Genomic DNA, 22549 nt, shown 5'->3' on the forward strand with positions numbered 1-22549 from the left:
CCGGCGCATCGCCACCCACGGCCACCGACCCCACCTGGATCCGGCGCGAGACCCGGCGCGGCGCGAGTGGCCTGTCCGGCATGGCGGGCAGGCCGAGTGCGATTGGTTCCGCTGAACTCATCGAGTCACCTTTGGCTTCCGGCGGCGGTTTCACGGGCGGCGCGCAGCGACTCCTTGAGAGAGCCCATGGTCGCCAGGACCGCGGTGGGCTCATAGCCGCAGTGGGCCATGCAGTTGTCGCAGCGCGGGTCCTTGCCGCGGCCGTACTTGTCCCAGTCGGTCTCCTCGACCAGCTGGCGGTAGGTCGGGACATAGCCGTCGCTCATCAGGTAGCAGGGTCGCTGCCAGCCGAAGAGGGAGTAGTTGGGGATGCCCCAGGCGGTGCACGGGAAGTCCGTCTTGCCTTCGAGGAAGTCGAGGAAGAGCGGGCTGTGGTTGAGCCGCCATCGGCGGCGGTTGCCTCCGGCGAACGCCTTCCGGAACAGCTCGCGGGTCTGCTCCACGCCCAGGAAGTGCTCCTGGTCGGGCGCCTTCTCATAGGCGTAGGCGGGCGAGATCATCATCTCGTCCACCTCGAGCTCGTCATTGAGGAAGTCGAGGACGTCCACGATGGTCTGGGGGGTGTCGGTATTGAAGAAGGTGGAATTGGTGGTGACCCGGAAGCCGCGCCGCTTGGCCTCCTTGATGGCCTCCACCGCCTCGTCGAACACCCCCTCCTTCGCGACCGATTCGTCATGCCGCTCCCGCAGCCCGTCGATGTGCACCGCGAAGGCGAAGTACGGGGAGGGGGTGAACAGATGCATCTTCTTCCGCAACAGCATCGCGTTGGTGCACAGGAAGACATACTTCTTCCGCTCCACCAGCTGCCGTGCGATCTCGTCGATCTGTGGATGCATCAGGGGTTCGCCGCCCGCGATGGACACCATCGGGGCACCCGACTCCAGCACCGCGCCCACCGCCTGGGCGACCGGCATGCGCTGCTTGAGGACCCCGGCCGGATGCTGGATCTTTCCGCAGCCCTCGCATTTGAGATTGCACGCGAAGAGCGGCTCGAGCTCGACGATCAGCGGGAACTTGTCCCGCCGTTTGATCATCTTCTGTTCAAAGAGATACGTCGCGACCCGGATGGTCTGGCGGAGAGGCATGGCCATCTAGCTCACCTCCTGGGAGCAGCGAAGAACGGTGCCAGTGAAAGAAAGCGGGAAGAACGGTTCGTAGAACCCGGAAAGCCGATATTCCACCGCGCAGGGTGCCAATTCGGACGAGTTCATGTTCAGGAGCGTCCACGACCACCCGGACGGCCGCAACCGGACGGACGCCGTGGCCGACGGCGGTGCGCAGGGTCGCGGCGGACTCCATGTCCACCGCGATGGCTCCGGTGCGGTGCAGCGCGGTCCGCTCCGCACCGCGCACCACATGGTCGGAGCCCACGACCGGGCCGATGTGCACGGCGCGGCGGGGGCCGCCCGGGAGCGGCCGTGACAGGGCGTCGGCGAGGATCCGGGTGCCGGTGCACACGGTGCGGCCCGCCGGATCGCGGGTCTCGGCGGCGACGACGAGGTCCCCCGGGTGCATCCCGGGGGCCAGCCCGGCGCAGAAGCCGGTGGCGATGACGGCGGTGCGCCACTCCCCGGACCCGCCGGACCCGCCGGTCAGCGCCCGGGTCACGGCGCGCTCGGCCGACTGCGGCCCCATACCGGTGCGCAGCACGGTCACCTCCCCGGCGGCGCCGGGGCCGGCGCCGCGCAGGGCGAACCGCTCGATGCCGAGCGCGCAGGCGATCAGCAGCGGCGCACCACCGGCCTCCGGGGCCGGATCGGCGGACATCAACTGCTCCGCGGTCGCGCCCCGGTGGGCTCGCCGTGGACAAACCGGCCGAGTGCCGTGACCGGGAAGACCTGACGGTACAGGTGGTAGTTGATGGAGAAGTCCCAGGGGAAACCGGTACCGGTGAAGTACGGCTCGTCCCAGGAGCCGTCCTCCCGCTGGGTCTCGGCGAGCCAGGTGACCCCGCGCTCGACGGCCGCGCCGCCCCGCTCCCCCGCCGCGAGCAGCGCGAGCAGCGCCCACGCGGTCTGGGAGGCGGTGGAGGCGCCCCGGCCCATCCACTCGGCGTCGAGGTAGGAGCGCTGGTCCTCGCCCCAGCCGCCGTCCTCGTTCTGGACGCTCTCCAGCCAGCGGACGGCCCGGCGGACCGCCGGATGGGAGGCGGGGACGCCCGCGGAGATCAGCGCGGGGACGACCGAGCCGGTGCCGTAGACGTAGTTGGTGCCCCAGCGGCCGAACCAGGCGCCGCTCGGCTCCTGCTCGGACAGCAGCCAGGAGATACCGCGCCGGGTGCGGGCGTCGTACGTCCTGCCCTCGTGCGCGAGCATCTCCACGACATGCGCGGTGACATCGGCCGACGGCGGGTCCACGACCTCGCCGAAGTCGCAGAACGGCAGCTTGTTGGGCAGCGGGCTGGTGTTGTCGACGTCGAACGCGCCCCACGCCCCGTTCTTGGACTGCATGCCCAGGGTCCAGCGCATGGCGCGCCGCACGGCCGCCTCGATCCGCGCGGGCTCGGGGTGGTCGACCCGGCGCAGCGCCAGGATGACCTCGGCGGTGTCGTCGATATCGGGGTAGTTGTCGTTGTGGAATTCGAACGCCCAGCCGCCGGAGGGCAGCCCCGGCCGCCGGACCGACCAGTCGCCGGGCCGGTCGATCTGCTCGGCCATCATCCAGTCGGCGGCCTTGACCAGCGCCGGATGGTCCGGGGCGAGTCCGGCGTCGGCGAGCGCGATGGCGGCCAGACAGGTGTCCCAGACCGGGGACTGACAGGCTTCGATCATCCGGCTGCCGTCCTCGCGCCACACCGCGAACCGGTCGAGCGACTCCAGACCGGCGCGCATCACGGGGTGGTCGAGGTCGTAGCCGAGCAGATGGAGGGCGATGACGGAGTAGACGGCGGGTGGCTGGATACCGCCCCAGCAGCCGTCGTTCTCCTGCCGCTCCACGATCCAGCGGGCGCAGGAGCGCAGCGCGGACCGGCGCAGCGGGCGGAGGGCGACCTTGTGGTAGGCGTGCAGCGCCCGGTCCAGCCGCTGGAAGACGCCGTCCCAGGTGGCGATGGGGGCCTGCGGAAGCGGCGGATTGGGCTTGCGGGGGTCGGTGTGGAGCTCGTCGAGGGGGAAGGGGGCCGGGCGCACGGGGCGTTTGGCCGAGACGACGGTGAGGGGCACGATGGTCTGCCGGGCCCAGCAGCCGAAGTCGTAGATGTTGAGCGGAAACCACTTCGGGAAGTAGATGATCTCCGGTGGCAGCTCGGGCAGGTCCTCCCAGCGCCACCAGCCGAAGAGGGCCAGCCAGATCCGGGTGAACACCCTGCTGGCCGCGACGCCGCCCCGGGAGCGCACCCAGGCGGAGGCGGCGGTCATATGGGGCGCGTCGGGCTCGTCGCCGGCCAGCCGCAGGGCGACATACGCCTCGATGGTGGTGGAGAGCTCGGGCGGGCCGCCGTGGAAGGTGGCCCAGGTGCCGTCGGGGGCCTGCTGGGAGCGCAGATAGCGGGCGGCGGCGTCGAGGGTGTCGGGGTCCTGGATGCCGAGGAACTGCCGGAGCATCAGATCCTCGGCGTCCATGGTGACGTTGGTCTCCAGGTCGCCCTTCCACCAGCCGCGCTCGTCCTGGCGGGACAGCAGGTGCTCCACCGCGCGGGCCGTCGCCTCGCGGGCGGCGCTCAAGGTCTTGGACTCGGATGACTCGGAGGGTTGGACGGTCGGTGTCGCTGTCATGGCTTCCCCTCGCAGTGTGTTCATCTGCCGTCTTTGGGGCTTCCGTCGGCCGACACCCCGGCTGGGTGCCGGCCGGCGACTGCGAACGCGAACTAGCGGTCCATGGCGATCATCTCTTTCGTACGACGACGAAGTCGGCGAGCGCCACGAACCGGGCCCGGATCTCGGCGGGCATGTCCACCGAGCCCAGCGCCTCCATGGCGGTCGCATGCTGTCTGCGGGCCTCCTGCGAGGTCCAGTCCCGGCCACCCGCTTGTTCGATCAACGCGGCGCGGACGGCGAATTCTTCCTCCGAGAAGTCCGCGAACTCCTCCTCCGGCTTGCGCGCGTCGGCCGCGAGGATCTGGGCCAGGCGCTCGGAGTCGGGGCCGCCGGCGGCGAGCGCGGCGACCACCGGCAGGGACTTCTTGCGCTGGCGCAGATCGCTCCAGGTCCGCTTGCCGGTGGCCTCCGGGTTGCCCCAGATGCCGAGCAGGTCGTCGACGGCCTGGAAGGCGAGGCCCAGGTGGTGGCCGTAGCGCTCCAGGATGTCGGCGGTGCGGTCGTCGGCGCCGCCGAGCACGGCGCCGATGGAGGCCGCGCAGGCGAGCAGGGCGCCGGTCTTGTTGCCCTCCATCTCCAGGCACTCCTCGACGGTGACCCGCTCGCGGTGCTCGAAGGAGATGTCCTGGGCCTGGCCGTCGATCAGTTTCCGGGTCGCCGCGGTGAGCCGGCGGGTGGCCCGCCCGGCCTCCACGGTGCCGATCTCCAGCAGTATCTCGTTGGCCAGGGCGAACAGGGCGTCACCGACCAGGATGGCCTGGGCCGGGCCGTGCTCCTTCCACACCGTGTTGCGGTGGCGGCGCTGCTCGTCCCCGTCCATCAGGTCGTCGTGGAGCAGCGAGAAGTTGTGCACCAGCTCGACCGCGACCGCGCCGGGCACCCCGGCCTCGGGGGCGGCGCCCGCCGCCTCGGCGGACAGCAGGGCGAGCGCGGGGCGCACGGCCTTGCCGCCGTCGCCCTCCGCCGGGTTGCCCTCGGCGTCGATCCAGCCGAAGTGGTACGCGGCGACGGTGTTCATGGGCGGAGCCAACCGGTGCACGGCGGCGCGCAGCACCGGCGTGGCGAGCGTGCGGCCGCGCTCCAGCAGCGGCATGACGCCTGCGGTGTCGGCAGCTGGGGTCGCCGAGGTCACGGTCTCTCCTCTGTTTTTGGTGGTGGTGCTCATGCCACCTCCTTGGGCGTCCCCCCGCCGAGGGCGGGGAGAGGGTTCACATGTGGGCGGCCGAGGTCGGTGAGGGCGGTGCGGGCTGCGGAAAGACCACTGCGCACGGCGCCCTCCATGGTCGCGGGCCAGCCGGTGGCGGTCCACGCACCGGCCAGGTAGAGGCCGGGCGCGTCGGTCGGGGCGGAGGGCCGCAGGAGGCCGACGCCGGGGACGGGTGCGAAGGTGGCGGTGCGCTCCCGGGTGACGAAGAAGTCCCGCACCCGGGCACCGCGGGCGACCGGAAGCAGCCGCTCCAGCTCGGGCAGATAGCGGGCGCGCAGCTCGGCCACCGGGCGGTCGATGTCGTCGTACGCGGCGGACTGCGACACCGCCAGGTACTGGCTGTCCCCGGCCCCGGGCGCGTCCCTCAGCCCCGAGGCGTCCGTACGGTCGAAGACCCACTGGACGGGGGAGCCGATCGCGGCGAAGAACGGACGGCGCAGCACCGTGCGGTCGTAGATCACATGCAGATTGAGGATGGGCGCGGAGCCGATGCGCAGCAGCCGGCCGGGGTCCTTCAGGGCGCCGTCGGGCAGCAGGGCGTGCGCCTCGCGCTGCGGTACGGCCAGCACGAGAACGTCCGCCTCGGCCGGCGAGCCGTCCGCCGGCCGCCCGGCGGTGGCGGCGCTCCAGCAGCCCTCGGGGGTGCGGGTGACGCCGGTCACCCGGGTGCGCAGCTCGGTCGTCACACCCGCCGCGTCCAGGGCGCGGCGGGCGTAGGTGTGGTGCAGCTCGCCCAGCGGGGCGCGGGCCCAGCCGATGTCGGCGGCGCCGGGCCGGGAGAGCAGCCCGGTCTTGAAGACCATCGCGGCCAGGCCGAGCGAGGCGTTGGAAGCGGTGGCGTTGAGCGTGGCCACGCCGACCAGGTCCCACAGCGCCTCGACGGCGCGCGGCGACTGGCCGTGGCGGCGCAGCCAGCCGGCGAAGTCCACCCCGTCCAGCTCCGGGTCCCGGGGGTCGAGCCGCCCCAGGGCGAGCGCGGCGCGGCCCACCTGGGCGCGCTCGGCGAGGGAGAGATGGGGGTAGGTGGCCAGGCTCGCGGACAGATGGAGCGGCACCGGCAGGGCGGTGCGGCGCAGCCGGCCGAGCCGCCGCCCGCTCCGCCCCCGGGCGTCGAGGACGGGGACGTCCAACCGGCCCTGGAGCGGGGCGAGTCGGGCGGCGCCGACCCGCTCCAGGAACCACTGGTAGGCGTCGCAGCAGCGCAGGTATACATGCTGGCCGTTGTCGACGCTCAGCACGCCCGCCGGGGAGGAGCGGTGGAAGGAGAAGGCGAGGCCCCCCAGCCGGGGACGCCCCTCGATCAGGGTGACCCGGAGCCCGGCGTCGGCCAGCGCGAGCGCCGCCGCCGTACCGGCGAGCCCGCCCCCGACCACCAGCGCGGCGCGCCCTCCGGGGCGTGGCCCGGCGGGCGGGGCGGGGTCCAGGGCCGAGTGGGTCACACCGCCCTCCCGGTACCGCGCCGCTCGACGGCGCGGGCGTCGAGACCGGCCAGCCCGCGCACCGCCACATACGCCTTCTCATGTCCGGGCAGCGAGACGCGGCCGCGCAGGACGGCCGCGGGGTCCTTGGCGATCCGGTCCAGGAGTCTGCGGTAGATGCCCGCCATGGCGGACACACACGCACCGCTGCGCCGGTCCAGCAGCGGCAGCAGCCGGAAGCCCTCGGCGAACAGGGCCCTGGCCCGGCGCACCTCGAAGTGGACCAGACCGGTGAAATCGGCGTCGGGCGGTGCGGTGGAGCTGCGGAACGCGGTGGCGCAGCCGAATTTGGCCAGGTCGTCGGCGGGCAGATAGGTGCGTCCGGTGGCGGCGTCCTCGCGGACGTCCCGGAGGATGTTGGTCAGCTGAAGGGCGAGCCCGAGGGTGTCGGCGTAGTACGGGGCGCGCTCGAGCTCGTCCTCGCTGTGGCCGGTGCCGGGGGCGGTGCCGAAGACGCCGAGCGACAGCCGTCCGATGGCGCCCGCCACACAGCGGCAGTAGACCTTGAGGTCGTCCCAGGTCTCGTAGGTCTGCCCGGCCACGTCCATCAGCACGCCGTCGATCAGCTCGTCCAGCGCGTCCAGCGGGATCGGGAAGCGGTGCGCGGCATGGGAGAGGGCGACGGCGACCGGGTCGGTGTCGTCCTCCTCGATCCCGCCGCTCCGCATCCGGTCCAGCAGGGCACGGGTGTCCGCCAGCCGGGTGCGCTTTTCCTCCGGGTCGAGGGGGCCGTCCCCGATGTCGTCGACCCGGCGGGAGAAGGCGTACAGAGCCGACATCGCATGGCGCTTCTCCGTCGGCAACAGCCTGATGCCGTAGGCGAAGTTGCGGGCCTGGTGGCCGGTCACGGCCTCGCAGTAGCGGTACGCCGCGAGTACTGGCGCGGACGCGTGCGGAGATCCCTTCACGGTCCGGCTCACCCCTCTCTTCGCAGTGTCGCCCCCACCTCGCGCAGCAGGCTGAGCTTGGTGGGCCTGGGCGGTCCAGGGAGTACGTCATGTCCCGCGGCCGCGACCGCCCGCAAGGCGGCCCGCCCCCCGGCCACGAATCCGGCGAGCAGCACCTTGAGCCTGCCGTGGACGCTACCCACCAGGGGGGTGCCTTCATTCAGCAGGGCCGCGGCGCGTTCCGCCTCCTTCGCGACCAGGGCGCGCAACCGTACGCCGCCCCTGGGGGCGGCGAGGTCGGCCTCGGTCACGCCGAAGCGTTTCATGTCCTCGGCGGGCAGGTAGACGCGGTCCCTGCGGAGGTCCTCGGCCACGTCCTGCACATGCTCGATGATCTGAAGGGCGGTGCAGATGGCGTCCGAGTGGCGGATCCGCTCGGGGCTGGTGGTACCGGTGATGCCGAGGACGAGCCGCCCGACCGGGTTGGCGGACAGCTCGCAGTAGCCGAGGAGATCCTGGTAGGTGGCGTACCGCCGGACGCTCTGGTCCTGGCGGTTGGCCTCGATCAGGCCGAGGAAGGGCTCGGGGGTGAGCCCATGGCGGCGGACGGTGGGGCGCAGCGCCCGCAGCAGCGGATGGCGCGGCTCCCCGGCGGGCCGGAAGACCCGGTGGAGGTCGGCCTCGAACGCGTCCAGCATCGCGAGCGCGTCGTCCGCCCGGTCGCGGTCGAGACCGAGCAGTTCGGCGTCGGCGCCGCCGGGGGCCAGATCGCCGTCGCCGATGTCGTCGACCAGCCGGGCATAGCCGTAAACGGCCATCAGATCGGTGCGCCAGGCGCGGGGGAGGAAGAAGGGAGCCACGGGAAAGTTCTCGTGGGCGGCCTTGTCGAGCACGGCACGGGCGGCTTCCTGCCCGCCGCTCCGGCTGCTCGACGTGGTATAGGACCCGCTGCGCTCGTCCTCCACGCTCACCGTGGACAGCCAGGCGTACGGGCGAGACCCAGGACGCCACCTGGGTCCCGGCGACCGGGCCCCGCGGGAGCGCTGGAGATGGGCCGTGTGGCCAATGCCGTCACATCCCCCGTTCTACACCGGTTACCAGGGTCGGCACGATCCGGACACGCCGCTCCGTCTTGTCAACGGACTCCGGCCCCGAGCCCCCGAACAGGGGACAAGGGCCCGGCTCCGGCATGATCCGGACAGGCATTGGCACAGCTTACGCCTCTCGGTGTACAGGTGTACGGGGCGATACCCCGATGTGACCTCCGAAGTGGCGCCGGGCGGGTGACCGGCGAACACCCCCGGACCGGTCTCCGGGGGCTTTCGGGTGACCTCAGACGACCTCTTCGTAGAACTCGGAGATATCCAGCACCCGGCACAGATCGCGCAGCTCGAACTCGAAGAAGCGCTGGCCCTCGGAGAGCGCGAAGGACATATGGCCGAGCGCCTCCATGGAGATCACCCCGTACAGCCGCACCCAGCAGCGGAGCATCACGGCGATGGCTCCCGGGGGCATGTCGACGTCCTGGTCCTCGCTGAGCACGGTGAGCGTGCGCGCGAGCCCGGGGTCGAGCTCCTCGACCTCGGGGGCGGGGAAGCCCCGCACCCGCCACAGATCGGCGACCAGATCGGAGTAGACGGAGCCGAAGACCCAGCTCATATGGCGCTCGGGCTTGGTCTCCTCGCGGCCGAGCCCCGGGGCCCAGGGGCCGAGGATGAGCCCGAACTCATGGGGGTGCTTGATCGCCCAGACGCGCAGCGCCCGGGCGCCGCTGATCCACCGGCGGCCCGGCTCCTCCTCGGGATGCTGGCCGAGGACCCCCTGCATGAAGCGGGCCATCTCCTCGAAGATGTCCACACGCAGCTGGAGGATCAGCGCGTCCCGGCTGCTGAAGTAGCGGTAGACGGCGGGCGCGGTCATGCCCATCTCACGCGCGATGGCCCGGATGGTCACATTTTCCGGGCCCTCCTGAACCAGGAGCGTCCGGGCGACGTCCTTGATTTCACGGATGGTCGCGATGCGCAGCCGCTCGCGCCGTGAGTACGGTGCGACGTGCGCTTCCCCTGGCGACACGCGTCCCCCTCCCTGATGCTGCGCCGCTCGACAACCCGGCGTACACGCACACGATACAGCGCCTCCGTTTAGTGAACAGCGGCGGTGACAGAGCCTCTGGTTCAACTGCTAGCTCCCCGACCCTGCCACAGATCCGTCGGGATGCCCCGCCGGATGGCTCAGCGACCACCGTCCGGGTCACCGGAGGGCGCGCGGGAGCGCGCCTGCATACGTCGGACATTCATTCGGGAGGAATGCGCGCGAGTGGTCCGGTAAGCGGCCGGGGAATCGCCGACCGCCATACGCGGTACCGCTCGGCGGTAAACAGGCGTAGCGGAGGTGAGATCGACTTCTTGTGCGCCTCGTCGGACGTGCGGAAAGGTCCCGTTCCCGCCACTTGGGCGGGGCGGAAAGGAAACCGACCGGTCGGGACACTGGTTTTCCACTTCGACCCGCCGGCGGGGGCCTCGAGCGCCCGGAGAAAACGGGTCATGGCATTGCGGCCGGCGGCGCCGCGGCGTTCGGCCACCGGAGGTTTCCGCGGCTCAGCCGGAGGATGCCGCCGTGCCGCGGGAGCACTTCCGCGCGGTTCGCCCGGGGCGATCTCCGCTCACACCGCCCGGCCCATCCGAATAGGAAGCGGCGGAAGCAAGGGCGGACACCGATGAGCGATATCGCCCTTGTCTCCCATATCCGGCACCCGGCCTGCGGACTTTCGCGGTGGACCGGCAGTGCGCCCACGAGAAGACCGGGCCGGGCGGTTCCCACGGGCCCCGCCCTTCGGGAGCTCCCGTACACCGTCCGCATTCCCGTCCGGATCACGGCGAGGAACGCTTTCCCGAAAAGCGTCAGGGCCCGTCGACAACACCTGCCCGCCGCGGCTCCCCAACCCCGGCGACGGCCGCGCCCATTACCACACCTGTTCGGTTTCTATTCGGTCAGCAGTTCAATCCGCAACCGTTCCCGCCGCGCTATCCCGGGCCGGAGCGAACGCACGAAATCAAGGAAGCCGGCGGCATCTCACTCGGCTGGGAACTCCGATTCCGCTTCCGCCGTCGGAGCGCGGCGGAAGAGTGCGCCCACGTCCATGATCATCACCTTGTGCGCATCCGCCAACCCGCCCTCCCCGAACGGCGTTTACGGTATTTTTACCAGCCGTACCGCCCGCGCGACAGACTACGGACGCGCGGCGCTCGCCGACGGGTGACGGCGGGGCCTCAAGGGCGGTGGGGGCAGGCGGCGGATTCGGCGGGGGCGGTGTGCCGGGACGGCCGGGGCGCGGCGGTGCCGCGCTCACGCGCGGTCACCGTCACCATCACGTCCTGGAGTGGCCGCAGCGAGATCACCGGTGAGCCGTGCCTCAGCTCGGTCCCCGGGATCCGGCTGACCCGGAAGCGCTGGTTCACCATCGCCACGATGATGCGCAGTTCCAGCAGCGCCATAAAGTTGCCGACGCACTGCCGGGGCCCGGAGCCGAACGGGAGATACGCCATCCGCGGCCGCTCCTTGATGGCCCGCGGGGTGAACCGGTACGGGTCGAAGGCCAGCGGGTTGTCGCAGTGGCGCGGGTTGTGGTGGGAGACCAGCGGGGACAGCAGCACCGAGGAGCCCGGCCCGATGTCGTAGCCGCCGAGGGTGTCCGCCTCGACCGCCGCCCTGGGGAAGATCCAGATCGGCGGGTGCATCCGCAGGCTCTCGTCCACCACCATCGTGGTGTACGTGAGCGAGTCGGCGCTCTCCGCGTCCGGCGGCCCGCCCCCGAGCACCGTGGCGATCTCGGCGTCCAGCTCCTCCTGGACGGCGGGGTGGGCGGCGATCGACAGCAGCGTCCAGCACAGGGCGACCGCGGTGGTCTCATGGCCGGCCAGATAGACGGTGAGCAGCTCGTCCTTGATCTACTGATCGGTTCAGGGCGCACCGGTGGCCGGGTCGGTGGCCCGCTCCATCAGCGCGATCAGCGGCCCCTCCCCGGTCTCCGCATGAGCCCGGCGCACATCGGCCACGATGCGGTCGAAGACCCGGTGGATCCGGAGGATCTTGCGCTGACGGTCCGTCGGCACCCAGGACGGCAGCATCTCGGTGGCGGTGCCGCGCCGGAACATCACCTCCACCACATCGTCCACGATCGTCTTCAGCAGGGCCGAGTCCGGCTTGATGTCGTAGGCGAACAGCGAGCGGCTGAGGGTGACCAGGGTCAGCCGCAGCATGTCGGTCATCAGGTCGACCGGCTCACCGGCGGCGGCCTTGCGCTCCCAGGTCTCCAGCATCTCCTCGGTGGCCCGGATGATGTTGGGGATGATGTCGGTGATGGCGTTCCTGAGGAAGACCGGCTGCACCGCCCGCCGGTGGGCGCGCCAGAACTCGCCGTCGGTGGTGAGCAGTCCCTTGCCCATGACGACGCCGAACTGCTCGTAGAGCGGGCCGCGGACGTAGTTGCCGTTGTTCTCCAGCAGCACCCGGCGCACCGCCTCGGGCTCGGTCACCTGGTGCACCAGGAAGGGGCCGAGCCGCATCCGGACGATCCCGCCGTGGTCGCGCTGGAGTCCGAGCAGGAATTCGGCGGTGTTCCACTTCCAGGGGCCCAGACTGCCCATCAGCGGGACGCCCTTGGGGCCGGGCGCCAGGCGCGGCGCGGAGGTCGCTGTGGTCATCGGTGGTCTCCTTGCTTTCGCGGCCGCGGCCCGCGGGGCACCGGGAAGAGGCGGCGCACGAAGAGATGGTCGAAAAGGGCGTCGGGCGCGAGGCGCCGCAGGGCGATCGTGCTGTGGGCGAGGAATCCGACGGGGTAGCGGGCCCGCGGCCGGGCGCCGCGGACGCCCTTGGCCACCACCTTCGCCACCCTCCGGGCCACATCGTCGGACTGGATGGCGAAGCTGCCCGCCAGGGTGCGGCGGCTGCCGGTGTAGATCGCCTCGAAGTACTCGGCGCTCTCCCGGCGGCTCGTCGATGACGATGCCGGGGATCTCCAGCTTGCGGCCCCGCGCCGGGATCAGGCCCGCGTAGTCGTCCCCCGTGTGGGTGCCGCGTGCGGTGAACCGGCTGACGACCTTGTTCCCCTCCAGGATCCAGTCGTCCACGGTGACCTGGAGATCGGGGAAGGAGGCGCGCTGGAGCCGCACCCACTCCTTGAGGTGCTCCACGCCGTCCTTGCCGTTGGCGGCGGTGCCGTGGCTGATGTGGTCCTCGGTGGCGCCCTCGTAGATGACGTCGAGATTGCCCTTGTTGAGGCACTGCTCGTAGTAGCGCTCCAGGACTGCCTTGTTCTGTTCGGGAGTTGACATGGACTGCCTTTCTATTCGGTCGGGGTTGCCAGTGGGCCGGGGAGTCCCGAGACGGTCGCCACGGGGTCCCCGGAGTCCGCGTCGGTGATCCGCCAGACGCCGAGCGAGGGATCGCCCTCGACACGGGTGGGTCCGCGCTCGGCGGAGTGCGGTGCGATACGGCCGAGGATCAGTGGATCGGCGGTGACCGAGAGCCCGTCGCCCTGGGTGGCGCAGCGCCGCACCACGTTCTCCAGGGCGGCGATCGGCAGGGCCGTCCCGGGCACCAGGGGGGTCGCCCACAGGTCGGCGGGCGGACAGCGCGGGACCTCGGCCACCACCCGGCCCTCCGGCCCCGCCGTCCATGGGGAGAGCGGCACCACGGCGCCGCGCCAGTGCAGGAAGGGCGGCCCGGAGCGCAGCGTGGTGTCTGGACGGCGGGGCGCGGCGGGGCGGGCGGCCGGGGCGCACCGGTCTGGTGGACGATGCGCAGGCTCGCCTCGGGGCCGTCCGCGGCCCCCTCGTGGCGGTAGCGGACCTCCACGATCCAGTCGTGTCCCTCGTGGAAGCCGCGGGCCTCGCGGACCAGCCGGATCGCGGGGCCGTCCGGGCGCAGCAGCGACACCCCGATCTTCTCCAGCAGACCGGCCCGCAGCGCGGGGAAGTCCTCCGGGACGATCCATTCGGCGGCCCGCAGGGCGTTCTCCAGCAGGAGGGAGGGCGGCAGCGCGGGGGCGCCGTCGATACGGAAGTCGCCCAGCGCGGGGGTGTGTCGGGGGGTCGAAGACGACACGTGCGGTCAGCCGGGCGTGCGGCTGGTAGGCGGTCACCTCGCCGAGGTGGAAGATCTTCGGATGGGCGGTGGCGAAGCCGGGCAGCGCGGGCACCACCGGATAGCCGACCGCCTGTCCCGGGTCGATGGCCCTGCCCAGCGGCCCGACGAAGGTGATCTCGCCCTCGGAGCCCGCCAGGAGTTCGGCCCGCCAGCGCTCCAGCCCGTCGGCCACGTCGATCGCGGCCATGTAGCGCAGGGTGGCGGCGAAGTTGGAGATCAGCCCGATGCGGTCCCAGGTGGGCCAGGCGAGGGTCATCACGGGGAACGCGGCCCGGCGGGCAGCCCATCGGCCCAGCCGCGCGAGACCGTCGTTGGCCGCCGCGTATTCGAGCTGGCCGACCATGCCGCCGAGGCGTCCGGTGAGGGAGCCGACGCCGCACCAGAACTTCAGATCGCGGTCGCGCACCTCCTCGAAGAGGTTGCGGAAGCCCTCGATCTTGACCTCGACGGTGCGCAGGATCTCCTCGTCGGTCTTCTTCGGCAGCCGGGCGGCGGTGTCCACCCCCGCGTTGTGCACCACTCCGGCGAGCCGGCCGCCCGCCAGCGCGTCCTCGCGCCGGATGAGCTCGCGCACCTGGGCGCGGTCGGTGACGTCGCAGCGCGCGTACTCGATGCGCAGCCCCTCCCGCCGGGCACCGGCCACATGGGTGGCCAGCTCCCACAGCCGGCGGGTGCGGGCCAGCCGGCCGCGGATCAGCGCGGGCGACCCGCCCTCGGCACGGCCCGCCCAGACCTCCTTCTCGTAACAGCCCGGTGAACAGCCCGGTGTACGGATGCGGGATGCCGCCCGGCGCGGCGCCCAGCAGCAGCGCCACGGCCGAGGAGCCGGGGTCGCCCAGGTCGTCGTAGAGGTGCTGGAGGGTCAGATAGGCGGCGTCGTGCAGGGCGGTGAGGGTGGGCGCGGGGCCGTCCGTGGCGGCCCGGCCGAGGTCGCCGACCACCCGGAGGTGGATGGTCCCGGGGCCCGCACCGGCCAGGGCCCGGCGGACCGACTCCTCGGTGACCTCGGGCAGGTGGTGCCAGCCGGGGCGCGGGGCCGCGAGCGGCGCCGTGGACAGGACGGTGAGATCCGCGTCCGGCGGTACGGCGGCGGCGAGCAACTCGGGGGCGTCGGTGAGCACCACCGCACCGGGGGGCAGGAACGGAGTGCGCTCGCGCACGGTACGCGCGGGCAGTTCGGTCAGAACGGGGATGAGACCGGTGTTCGCGAAACGGCTATTTGCCGGTCTCCTTCTCGTACGCCTTGATGACCTCGTCGGTCGGGCCGTCCATCAGCAGCTCGCCCTTCTCCAGCCACAGCACCCGGTCGCAAGTGTCCCGGATGGACTTGTTGTTGTGGCTGACGAGGAAGACCGTGCCGGCCTCCTGGCGGAGCTCGCGGATACGGGCCTCGGAGCGCTTCTGGAACTTCCTGTCACCGGTGGCCAGCGCCTCGTCGATCATCAGCACATCGTGGTCCTTGGCCGCGGCGATGGAGAAGCGCAGCCGGGCCGCCATACCGGAGGAGTAGGTCCGCATCGGCAGGGTGATGAAGTCACCCTTCTCATTGATGCCCGAGAAGTCCACGATGTCCTGGTAGCGATCCCGGATCTGCTCACGCGACATCCCCATGGCCAGACCGCCGAGAATCACGTTCCGCTCACCGGTGAGGTCGTTCATCAGCGCCGCGTTCACCCCGAGCAGCGACGGCTGGCCGTCGGTGTAGACCTTGCCGCGCTCGGTGGGCAGCAGCCCCGCGACGGCCTTGAGCAGCGTGGACTTACCGGAGCCGTTGGACCCGATCAGACCGATCGACTCGCCCTTGTACGCCACGAAGGTGACCCCGCGCACGGCGTGCACCTCGCGCATCCCCGGGGCGCCCTTGCGGCGCAGGATGCGGCTGAGGGCGGCGGTGGCGCTGCCCTTCCCCTTGGGGCCGCCGTTGACGCGGTAGACGATGTGGACGTCGTCCGCGACGACGGTGGGCACCCGCGACCGTGCGGAAGCCGCCTGCTCGGCCTTGCCGGCCTGCTCCGCCTGAGCGGCCTTGGCACCCTTGTCGAGAGTCTGCTCAGCCACGGCCGTACTGCTCCTCTGCCTTCCAGAAGTACACAAAGCCACCGGCGCCGAAGAGAACCGCCCAGCCCAGGGCCAGCGCCCAGACATGCGGCGGCAGGTTGGCCGCGGTGTAGTCGTCGATCAGCGCGTACCGCATCAGGTCCATGTACACGGCGGCCGGGTTCCCCAGCATGGCGTCCGAGATCCACTTGCTCGCCCCGGCGTGCTCCAGCGTACGGGCCAGCGGAAACATCACACCGGACGCGTACATCCAGGTACGGAGGATGAAGGGCAGCAGCTGGGCGAGGTCCGGGGTCTTGGCCCCCAGCCGAGCCATGATCAGCGAAAGCCCGGTGTTGAAGACGAACTGGAGCGCCAGCGTGGGAATGATCAGCAGCCAGGAGAAGGCCGGGTAGTGACCGAATCCCAGCAACACGACGACCAGCACGATCATCGAGAACAGCAGCTGCTGGAGCTGCTGGAGCGAGAACGAGATGGGGAGCGAGGCGCGGGGGAAGTGCAGGGCCCGCACCAGCCCGAGGTTCCCGGAGATCGCCCGTACACCCGCCATGGCGGACGCCTGGGTGAAGGTGAAGACGAACACCCCCGTCACCAGGAACGGAATGTACATGTCGTTCGGCATACCGCGGCTGCTCTTCAGCAGCAGGCCGAAGATGAAGAAGTACACCGCCGCGTTGAGCAGCGGGGTCGCCACCTGCCACACCTGCCCCAGCTTGGCCTGGCTGTACTGGGCAGTGAGCTTGGCCGACGAGAAGGCCACGATGAAGTGCCGCCGGCCCCACATCTGATTGATGTACTCGCGAAGGCCCACCCGGGCGCCACTGACCGACAGCCCGTACTTCTGCGCCAGCTCGGCCGGGGACAGGCCGTCGTCGGCTGATGGCGGGCCACTCACGGCTACCGCACCGTCGTGCGTAGTCTCGCTCACAGTTGACACTTTCGTCTTCAGGGTGCGCTGAGCGGGGCCGCGCCCCGGGTCGCGCCCGATGCTCTTCGTTACGAGCTTGTCAGATGACAGGAGGTCGGCCCAGTCGGGTCAGGCGCCATACCGTACGCCACTTCATGGGCCGACGTGGACCACACGGTGTCTTCCAGCCTTCTCTGAACCCTCCGAACCAGGCCCGAAGTGCGGTTTTCGAGGGACGCCTGGCCAGTGTGAGCAGCAGCCAGACGCCCAGATAGACGGGTACGAGCAGCGCAGGAAGGTTACGCCGGGCCAGCCAGACCCGGTTGCGGGCCACCATCCGGTGGTAGACCGCGTGCCTGCTCGGCGCGGTGGTCGGATGGTGCAGCACCATGTCCGACCGGTAATCGATCATCCATCCGGCATCCAGCGCCCGCCAGGCCAGGTCGGTCTCCTCATGGGCGTAGAAGAAGTCGTCCGGCAACCCCCCGACCTGCTGGAACACCGCGGTACGGACCGCGTTGGCACCGCCGAGGAAGGTGGTCACCCGGGAGGACCGCAGCGGGTCGGAGGCGCGCAGCCGGGGCACATGGCGACGCTGGGTGACACCGGTGTCGGGGTCGGCGATACGGAACGAGATGATGCCCAGCCCCGGATCGGCGGCGAACGCCGCACGGCACAGCTCGGCCGTGTCGGTGCCCGGCAGCAGCCCGTCGTCGTCGAGGAAGAGCAGCACATCGACGTCCGACCCGCCGGGCCCGAACGCCTCGATGCCGACGTTGCGCCCCGCGGGAATGCCCACGTTCTCCGGCAGCTCGACGGTCCGGACGCCCTCGGGGAGCGGTGGCAGCGGCGAGCCGTTGCCCACGACGACCGCCTCGACCGGGTCGCCGTCCTGCTTGGCGACCGAGTCCAGGAGTGCGCGCAGCTCCTCGGGACGGTTGCCCATCGTCAGGACGACCGCTCCGACCTTCATTGTGTTCATGCTCACTTGAGCCTGCTCGACGCGAGGATGGACACGAGGTGAAGCAGGGTTTGCAGCAGGGCGATACCGGCCAGTACGGCCACGCCCAGCCGGGTGAAGAACAGGTCGCCGCGCACCTGGTCCACGACCGCCAGCACGAGGATGAGCAGCGATGCCTCGATCCCGAGGACCAGCCGGTGGAACTTCAGCGCCGCGGCCGCCCTGCGGGCCAGCGCCACACCGGAGGAGCGCGGCTCGGAGGCCGCCTCCTTGACCGGCGGCAGACCGCCCTGGTGCCGGGCGACCCCGACGAGGTCGGTCTCGGCCTTGATCAGGATGGCGCCGAGCGCGGCGAGGGTGCCGAGGAACGCCCACAGCCAGTCGATCCGCCCGGAGCCCCACAGATCGGCGGCGCGCAGACCGAAGCCGACGAGCACGGCGGCGTCGCACAGGTAGGCGCCGACCCGGTCCAGATACACACCGCCCAGCGAGAACTGCTGCTTCCACCGGGCTATCTCGCCGTCCACGCAGTCCAGCAGCAGGTAGAGCTGGACCATCAGCACCCCGAGCACGGCGCCCGCGATCCCCGGCACCAGCAGGGCCGGGGCGGCGAGGACGCCGAAGACGGTCATCAGATACGTCAGCTGGTTGGGTGTGACCCGCGTGTTCACCAGGTACCGGTCGCAGCGCAGCGAGATCTCCCGCATGTACAGGCGCCCGGCCCAGTGTTCACCGCTCCGCCGGTCCTTCACCCCTTCGGGGTGGACGACCGGGCGGAGTTCAGCCACTGATGGTTTGACTGACTGCTTTGGCATAGTCGGCGTATGCGTCCCTGATCGCGTCGGTGGACAGGTCGAGGTGCTCGAGGATCGTGTAGCGGCCGGGGCGCGTCTTCGGAGCGAACTCCACGACCTGGACGAACTCGTCCACGGTGAAGCCGATCTCCTCGGGCAGCACCGGCAGACCGTGCCGGTGCAGCACCTCGGCCATATGCTGCGACTCCTCGTGCGCCCCGCGCAGACGCATCGCGAAGGCGGCGGCCAGGCCACACTGCTCGCCGTGGCTGGCGGCGCGCTTGGGGAAGAGGAGGTCGAAGGCGTGGTTGATCTCGTGGCAGGCACCGGAGGCCGGGCGGGAGTCCCCCGCGACCGACATGGAGATGCCGGTGAGCACCAGTCCCTCGGCCAGCACCTGGAGGAAGCCGTCGTCGCCGACCCCGCCGGGGTGGCGCAGCACGGCCTCGCCGGCCTGGCGCGCCATCGCGGCCGCGAGCCCGTCGATCTGTTCACCGGTCTCGCGGTGGGACAGCTCCCAGTCGGCGACCGCGGAGACGTTGGACAGCGCGTCGCCGATACCGGAGCGGACGAAGCGGACCGGCGCCTCCCGGATCACATCGAGGTCGATGACCACGGCGATCGGGTTGGGCACCCCGTACGAGCCGCGGCCCGCGTCGTTGTCGAGGGTCGCGACCGGGGAGCACAGACCGTCGTGCGAGAGGTTGGTGGCGACGGCGACCAGCGGAAGGCCGATGCGCGCCGCGGCGAACTTCGCACAGTCGATGATCTTTCCGCCGCCCAGCCCCACGACCGCGTCGTAGTGCCCCGACTTCATGCGGTCGGCGAGCTTGATCGCGTCGTCCAGGGTGCCGCCGCCGACCTCGTACCAGCTCGCGCCCGGCAGTGCGGGCGCCAGCCGCTCGCGCAGCACGGCGCCGGAGCCGCCGCTGATGGCGATCGCCAGCTTGCCGGAGGCGGAGATCCGCTGGTCGGCGAGGACCCCCGCGAGATCGTCCAGGGCGCCCGCGCGGATGTCGACGACGAGCGGCGAGGGGATGAGCCTCGTCAGTACAGGCACGCGATCTCACGGCCCTTCGCCAGATCGTCGTGGTTGTCGATCTCGACCCACTTGACGTCGCCGATCGGGGCCACGTCCACCTTGAAGCCCCGGTTGACCAGCTCCTGGTAGCCGTCCTCGTAGTAGAGGTCGGGGTCGCGCTCGAAGGTGGTCTTCAGCGCGTCCGCGAGGTCGGCGGCGGCCTCGCCCTCGATGAGGGTGACGCCGATGTACTCACCGGTGGCCTCGGCCGGGTCCATCAGCTTGGTGATCTTCTGGACGCCCTTGTCGGGGTCGGCGACGACCTTCATCTCCTCGTCGGCGAGCTGCTTGACGGTGTCCAGGGCGAGGATGATCTTCTGCCCGTTGCCGCGCGCGGCCAGCAGGGTCTTCTCGACCGAGACCGGGTGCACGGTGTCGCCGTTGGCGAGGATCACGGAGTGCTGGATCGCGTCACGGGCGCACCACAGGGAGTAGGCGTTGTTCCACTCCTCGGCCTTGTCGTTGTCGATCAGCGTGAGCTTCACGCCGTACTTCCGCTCCAGGGCCTCCTTGCGCTCGTACACGGCCTCCTTGCGGTAGCCGACGACGATGGCGACCTCGGTCAGACCGATCTCCGCGAAGTTGCCGAGGGTCAGGTCGAGGACGGTCGTCTCGTCTTCCTTTCCCTCGGGTCCCACCGGCACCAGGGCCTTGGGAAGCGTGTCGGTGTAGGGGCGCAGACGCCGTCCGGCGCCGGCCGCGAGCACGAGGCCGATCATGCGGGTTCTCCTGTTTCGTCGTGTACGGCGGGTGCTCCTGAGGACACCCAGAAGCGGATGCTCTCGGTGAGCACCGCCAGCGCGAGGGCCGCCGCCAAAGCGGTCAACGCGATGGTGAAACCTTGGTTCCGGTGGTGCAGCAGGGCAGCGGCGACCGTGACCGCCACCGTCCGCCCCTCGTGCCCGCCGATCGCCCGCACCAGCAGGTGCGGAGGCGCCCCCGTGCCGCCCCGGATGCGGTACACGGTGTCGTAGTGATGGTAGGCGACGGCCGCAATCAGCCCGAAAGCCGCCGGCAAGGCGCCGTTCACCTCCGAGCAAGCCGCAAGGATGAGGATGACGCCGTATTCGGCGACGCGGAAGAGCGGCGGCACCAGCCAGTCGAGCGGGCCCTTGAGGGGCGCGGCGACGGCGACGCCCGCGAGGACCGCGTAGAGCACCGCGCATCCGACCGGCACCCAGGAGCCGAAACCGGCGGCCGCGGTGCCGGCCAGGACGGCCGCGGCCCCGAGGGCGGCGGAGAGCGGGGCGAGGTACGAACTCGGCCCGCGGGAGGCGGCCTTGGCCACCAGCTCGGCCAGCGGACCGGTGTCCGCGAGCTGGGCGAGGGCGTGGGCGGCCCGGTCGGTGCGCTCCGCCCGGCGGGTCAGCGAGCGCAGCACCCGGCCGGCGGTGGTGTAGCAGGCGGCCAGCGCACAGCCGACGAGCAGCACATAGAAGGTGATACGGGGGGTGGTGAACGCCGTCAGCACGGCGATCATCGCCCAGCGCTCACCGATCGGCAGCACGATCATGCGGCGCACCCAGACCGTCCAGCCGACGCTGTCCAGGCGGCCGGAGAGGGCGGCGGTGGGGCTGGTGTTGCCGGTGGCGTCGTGGTTGGCCTCGTTGAAGGCGAAGTCCACGACATGGCGGCAGGTCTGGAGCACCATCGCGCCCAGCGCCAGCGCCCAGACGTCATCGCCGTCGGCGCGGGCGGCGCCGAGGGCGAGGCCCGCGTAGTAGGCGTACTCCTTGGCCCGGTCGAACGTGGCGTCCAGCCAGGCGCCGAGCGTGGAGTACTGGAGCGAGTAGCGGGCCAGCTGCCCGTCGGTGCAGTCGAGCACGAACGAGGCGATCAGCAGCACACCGGCCGAGACGAACCCGGGCCGGGTGCCGGTGGCGGCGCACGCCGCCGCGATGAGCGCGGTGAGCAGGGAAGCGGTGGTGACCTGATTGGGGGTCAGCCCGCGCCGGGCGCACCAGCGGGCGATATAGCGGGAGTACGGGCTGATGCAGAAGGTCGTGAAGAAGCCGTCCCGCGACTTCACGGCGGACCGCAGCCGCACCCGCTCGTCGTCCACCGCGTCCACGGCGTCCTGTGCCTTCGCCCGCGACAGCGCGTCCGCGGGCACGGCGGCCACGAGCACACCGAGCTCGGGCCGGTGCACGGGGACGCCTTCGGCGTCGAGGGCGGCAGCGAGGTCGTCCACGCGGGAGTGGGCGCCGGCGCCATGCATGGCCGCCACCTCGGCGGGGGCCACGGAGCGGGACTGCGTGGCGGGCCGGTGAGACGCCACGGCGTCCGCGTGTACGCCTGCGGCGGCGGCGCGGTCCGGCGAAGCTCCGTGCGTGGCCTCGCCGGGCGCGGCGGCAGTGAGCGCGTCGGCGGCGCCGGGGGCAGCGGCGGTCCCGGACGGTCGCGTCCGGCTCCGGCTTTCGGCGTACTCGCCCGATGCGTGTGCCGCGTCGGGCGCGCGAAGCGTGGCGTCCGCGCTCGAAGCCGCGCCTGCTCCGGGCGCGCCCGCGTCGCCGCCCCCGGCGTCCACGCCGGGGCGCGGGGCCGAGCCGAGGGGCGGCCGTGCCTGCCCCGCCCGGCCGGGCACGGTGGCGGGCACCCCTGTCGGCGCGGTCTCGCGCTCCAGGCTCTCGGCGGGGCCGAGGGCCCGAGCGGGGGCGGCGGTGGTCGCCCCGCCTCCGCTCCCGGAGGTCCGCGCCGTGGCAGTGGTAGCCGTCACCGCGCGGACCAGCGCCGTACGGGCCTCCGGCTGAACGCTGAGCGCGCCGCGCACCGCGGCCGCGGGGAAGCGGGGGTCGGTGAGGGCCAGCCGCAGGGCATGGACATGGCCGACGAACCGGGGGTCCACGAGGGCCACCCGCTCATGCGCCGGGACGGCGGCGAGCTCCGCCGTGACCCCGGCGGCGTCGTTCGCCGTACGCACGTCGAAGCCCAGCGACCGCAGGCCGTCCTCGAGGGACGAGCCGGCGACCGGCGCACCGGTGAGAATCGCGGTCGACAGACGAACTCACTCCTTGGCAGCTGACATGGTGGCCGCGCCGCTGATGGCGCGGGCAGGGGCCCTCCGGGCCATGGGCATCACACGCCCTCGCCCCGCTGGGGCGGGCGGCACGTCCGGCAGAGGCTATCGGATCGATGGAAGCCGCCGTTCACCGCGCATTCACCACACGATCGGGGGAACGACCACTTCCGCGTGACGTCGATCATCATGGTGGAT

Annotated in this window: 17 protein-coding genes and 2 pseudogenes; 1 reads left to right on the plus strand and 18 read right to left on the minus strand. The window is 71.6% G+C overall.

What is annotated here, in order from left to right; all coding sequences use genetic code 11:
* From NQU54_RS40215 to NQU54_RS40265, 11 genes and pseudogenes are all read right to left on the minus strand, one after another.
* Window positions 1-121: pseudogene (locus tag NQU54_RS40215) on the minus strand (flavodoxin-dependent (E)-4-hydroxy-3-methylbut-2-enyl-diphosphate synthase); the annotation flags it as partial.
* Between the two features lie 4 nt (window positions 122-125).
* A complete protein-coding gene (gene hpnH, locus NQU54_RS40220; RefSeq protein ID WP_167504826.1) occupies window positions 126-1151 on the minus strand; it encodes an adenosyl-hopene transferase HpnH in 1026 nt (341 codons plus the stop codon).
* Complete coding sequence (locus NQU54_RS40225; RefSeq protein ID WP_257635311.1) at window positions 1102-1827, minus strand: phosphorylase family protein; 726 nt, start codon at window positions 1825-1827, stop codon at window positions 1102-1104. The genes hpnH and NQU54_RS40225 overlap by 50 nt, the downstream gene beginning before the upstream one ends.
* Window positions 1827-3773, minus strand: a complete 1947-nt coding sequence (gene shc, locus NQU54_RS40230) for a squalene--hopene cyclase (RefSeq protein ID WP_257635312.1) — start codon at window positions 3771-3773, stop codon at window positions 1827-1829. Before shc ends, NQU54_RS40225 begins: the two co-directional genes overlap by 1 nt.
* 109 nt (window positions 3774-3882) lie before the next feature.
* Entirely contained in the window at window positions 3883-4980 is a 1098-nt protein-coding gene (locus tag NQU54_RS40235; RefSeq protein WP_069872375.1) for a polyprenyl synthetase family protein, read from the minus strand.
* A complete protein-coding gene (hpnE, locus tag NQU54_RS40240) occupies window positions 4977-6461 on the minus strand; it encodes a hydroxysqualene dehydroxylase HpnE (protein ID WP_257635313.1) in 1485 nt (494 codons plus the stop codon). Before hpnE ends, NQU54_RS40235 begins: the two co-directional genes overlap by 4 nt.
* Complete coding sequence (gene hpnD, locus NQU54_RS40245) at window positions 6458-7420, minus strand: presqualene diphosphate synthase HpnD (RefSeq protein ID WP_372506297.1); 963 nt, start codon at window positions 7418-7420, stop codon at window positions 6458-6460. Before hpnD ends, hpnE begins: the two co-directional genes overlap by 4 nt.
* A complete protein-coding gene (gene hpnC / locus NQU54_RS40250) occupies window positions 7417-8280 on the minus strand; it encodes a squalene synthase HpnC (RefSeq protein ID WP_257635333.1) in 864 nt (287 codons plus the stop codon). The genes hpnD and hpnC overlap by 4 nt, the downstream gene beginning before the upstream one ends.
* Window positions 8281-8719: 439 nt before the next feature.
* The gene (locus NQU54_RS40255; RefSeq protein WP_257635315.1) at window positions 8720-9460 is read right to left on the minus strand and encodes a TetR/AcrR family transcriptional regulator; all 741 of its coding nucleotides are present in this window, start codon (window positions 9458-9460) and stop codon (window positions 8720-8722) included.
* Between the two features lie 1196 nt (window positions 9461-10656).
* A pseudogene (locus tag NQU54_RS40260) lies at window positions 10657-12720 on the minus strand (cytochrome P450).
* Between the two features lie 11 nt (window positions 12721-12731).
* Window positions 12732-14177, minus strand: coding sequence for a KR domain-containing protein (locus NQU54_RS40265; RefSeq protein WP_257635316.1), 1446 nt, complete (start codon window positions 14175-14177; stop codon window positions 12732-12734).
* Window positions 14178-14307: 130 nt separating this feature from the next.
* Between NQU54_RS40265 and NQU54_RS40270 the strand changes: the two genes are divergently transcribed.
* Entirely contained in the window at window positions 14308-14781 is a 474-nt protein-coding gene (locus tag NQU54_RS40270) for a hypothetical protein (RefSeq protein WP_257635317.1), read from the plus strand.
* On the opposite strand, the gene NQU54_RS40275 is transcribed toward NQU54_RS40270, so the two are convergent.
* The 7 genes from NQU54_RS40275 to NQU54_RS40305 all read right to left on the minus strand — a co-directional run bounded on the left by NQU54_RS40275 (window position 14750) and on the right by NQU54_RS40305 (window position 22255).
* Window positions 14750-15592, minus strand: coding sequence for an ABC transporter ATP-binding protein (locus NQU54_RS40275; protein WP_257635318.1), 843 nt, complete (start codon window positions 15590-15592; stop codon window positions 14750-14752). The genes NQU54_RS40270 and NQU54_RS40275 overlap by 32 nt on opposite strands.
* Entirely contained in the window at window positions 15585-16520 is a 936-nt protein-coding gene (locus NQU54_RS40280; protein ID WP_093706328.1) for an ABC transporter permease, read from the minus strand. The genes NQU54_RS40275 and NQU54_RS40280 overlap by 8 nt, the downstream gene beginning before the upstream one ends.
* Before the next feature lie 79 nt (window positions 16521-16599).
* Window positions 16600-17472, minus strand: coding sequence for a glycosyltransferase family 2 protein (locus tag NQU54_RS40285; protein WP_069872392.1), 873 nt, complete (start codon window positions 17470-17472; stop codon window positions 16600-16602).
* 11 nt (window positions 17473-17483) lie between these two features.
* A complete protein-coding gene (locus NQU54_RS40290; RefSeq protein WP_079153687.1) occupies window positions 17484-18275 on the minus strand; it encodes a CDP-alcohol phosphatidyltransferase family protein in 792 nt (263 codons plus the stop codon).
* Entirely contained in the window at window positions 18241-19314 is a 1074-nt protein-coding gene (locus NQU54_RS40295) for an iron-containing alcohol dehydrogenase family protein (RefSeq protein WP_257635319.1), read from the minus strand. The genes NQU54_RS40290 and NQU54_RS40295 overlap by 35 nt, the downstream gene beginning before the upstream one ends.
* Complete coding sequence (locus tag NQU54_RS40300) at window positions 19302-20054, minus strand: phosphocholine cytidylyltransferase family protein (RefSeq protein WP_069872403.1); 753 nt, start codon at window positions 20052-20054, stop codon at window positions 19302-19304. The genes NQU54_RS40295 and NQU54_RS40300 overlap by 13 nt, the downstream gene beginning before the upstream one ends.
* Window positions 20051-22255, minus strand: coding sequence for a DUF5941 domain-containing protein (locus NQU54_RS40305; protein WP_441005761.1), 2205 nt, complete (start codon window positions 22253-22255; stop codon window positions 20051-20053). Before NQU54_RS40305 ends, NQU54_RS40300 begins: the two co-directional genes overlap by 4 nt.
* Between the last annotated feature and the right edge of the window lie 294 nt (window positions 22256-22549).

This window comes from Streptomyces malaysiensis subsp. samsunensis, from assembly GCF_024519315.1.
Taxonomy (GTDB): domain Bacteria; phylum Actinomycetota; class Actinomycetes; order Streptomycetales; family Streptomycetaceae; genus Streptomyces; species Streptomyces malaysiensis.

Coding starts and splice junctions, on each gene's coding strand:
- hpnH (WP_167504826.1), bottom strand. CDS start 1,151: ATGGCCATGCCTCTCCGCCAGACCATCCGGGTCGCGACGTATCTCTTT.
- NQU54_RS40225 (WP_257635311.1), bottom strand. CDS start 1,827: ATGTCCGCCGATCCGGCCCCGGAGGCCGGTGGTGCGCCGCTGCTGATC.
- shc (WP_257635312.1), bottom strand. CDS start 3,773: ATGACAGCGACACCGACCGTCCAACCCTCCGAGTCATCCGAGTCCAAG.
- NQU54_RS40235 (WP_069872375.1), bottom strand. CDS start 4,980: ATGAGCACCACCACCAAAAACAGAGGAGAGACCGTGACCTCGGCGACC.
- NQU54_RS40270 (WP_257635317.1), top strand. CDS start 14,308: ATGCGGGATGCCGCCCGGCGCGGCGCCCAGCAGCAGCGCCACGGCCGA.
- NQU54_RS40285 (WP_069872392.1), bottom strand. CDS start 17,472: ATGAAGGTCGGAGCGGTCGTCCTGACGATGGGCAACCGTCCCGAGGAG.
- NQU54_RS40290 (WP_079153687.1), bottom strand. CDS start 18,275: ATGCCAAAGCAGTCAGTCAAACCATCAGTGGCTGAACTCCGCCCGGTC.
- NQU54_RS40300 (WP_069872403.1), bottom strand. CDS start 20,054: ATGATCGGCCTCGTGCTCGCGGCCGGCGCCGGACGGCGTCTGCGCCCC.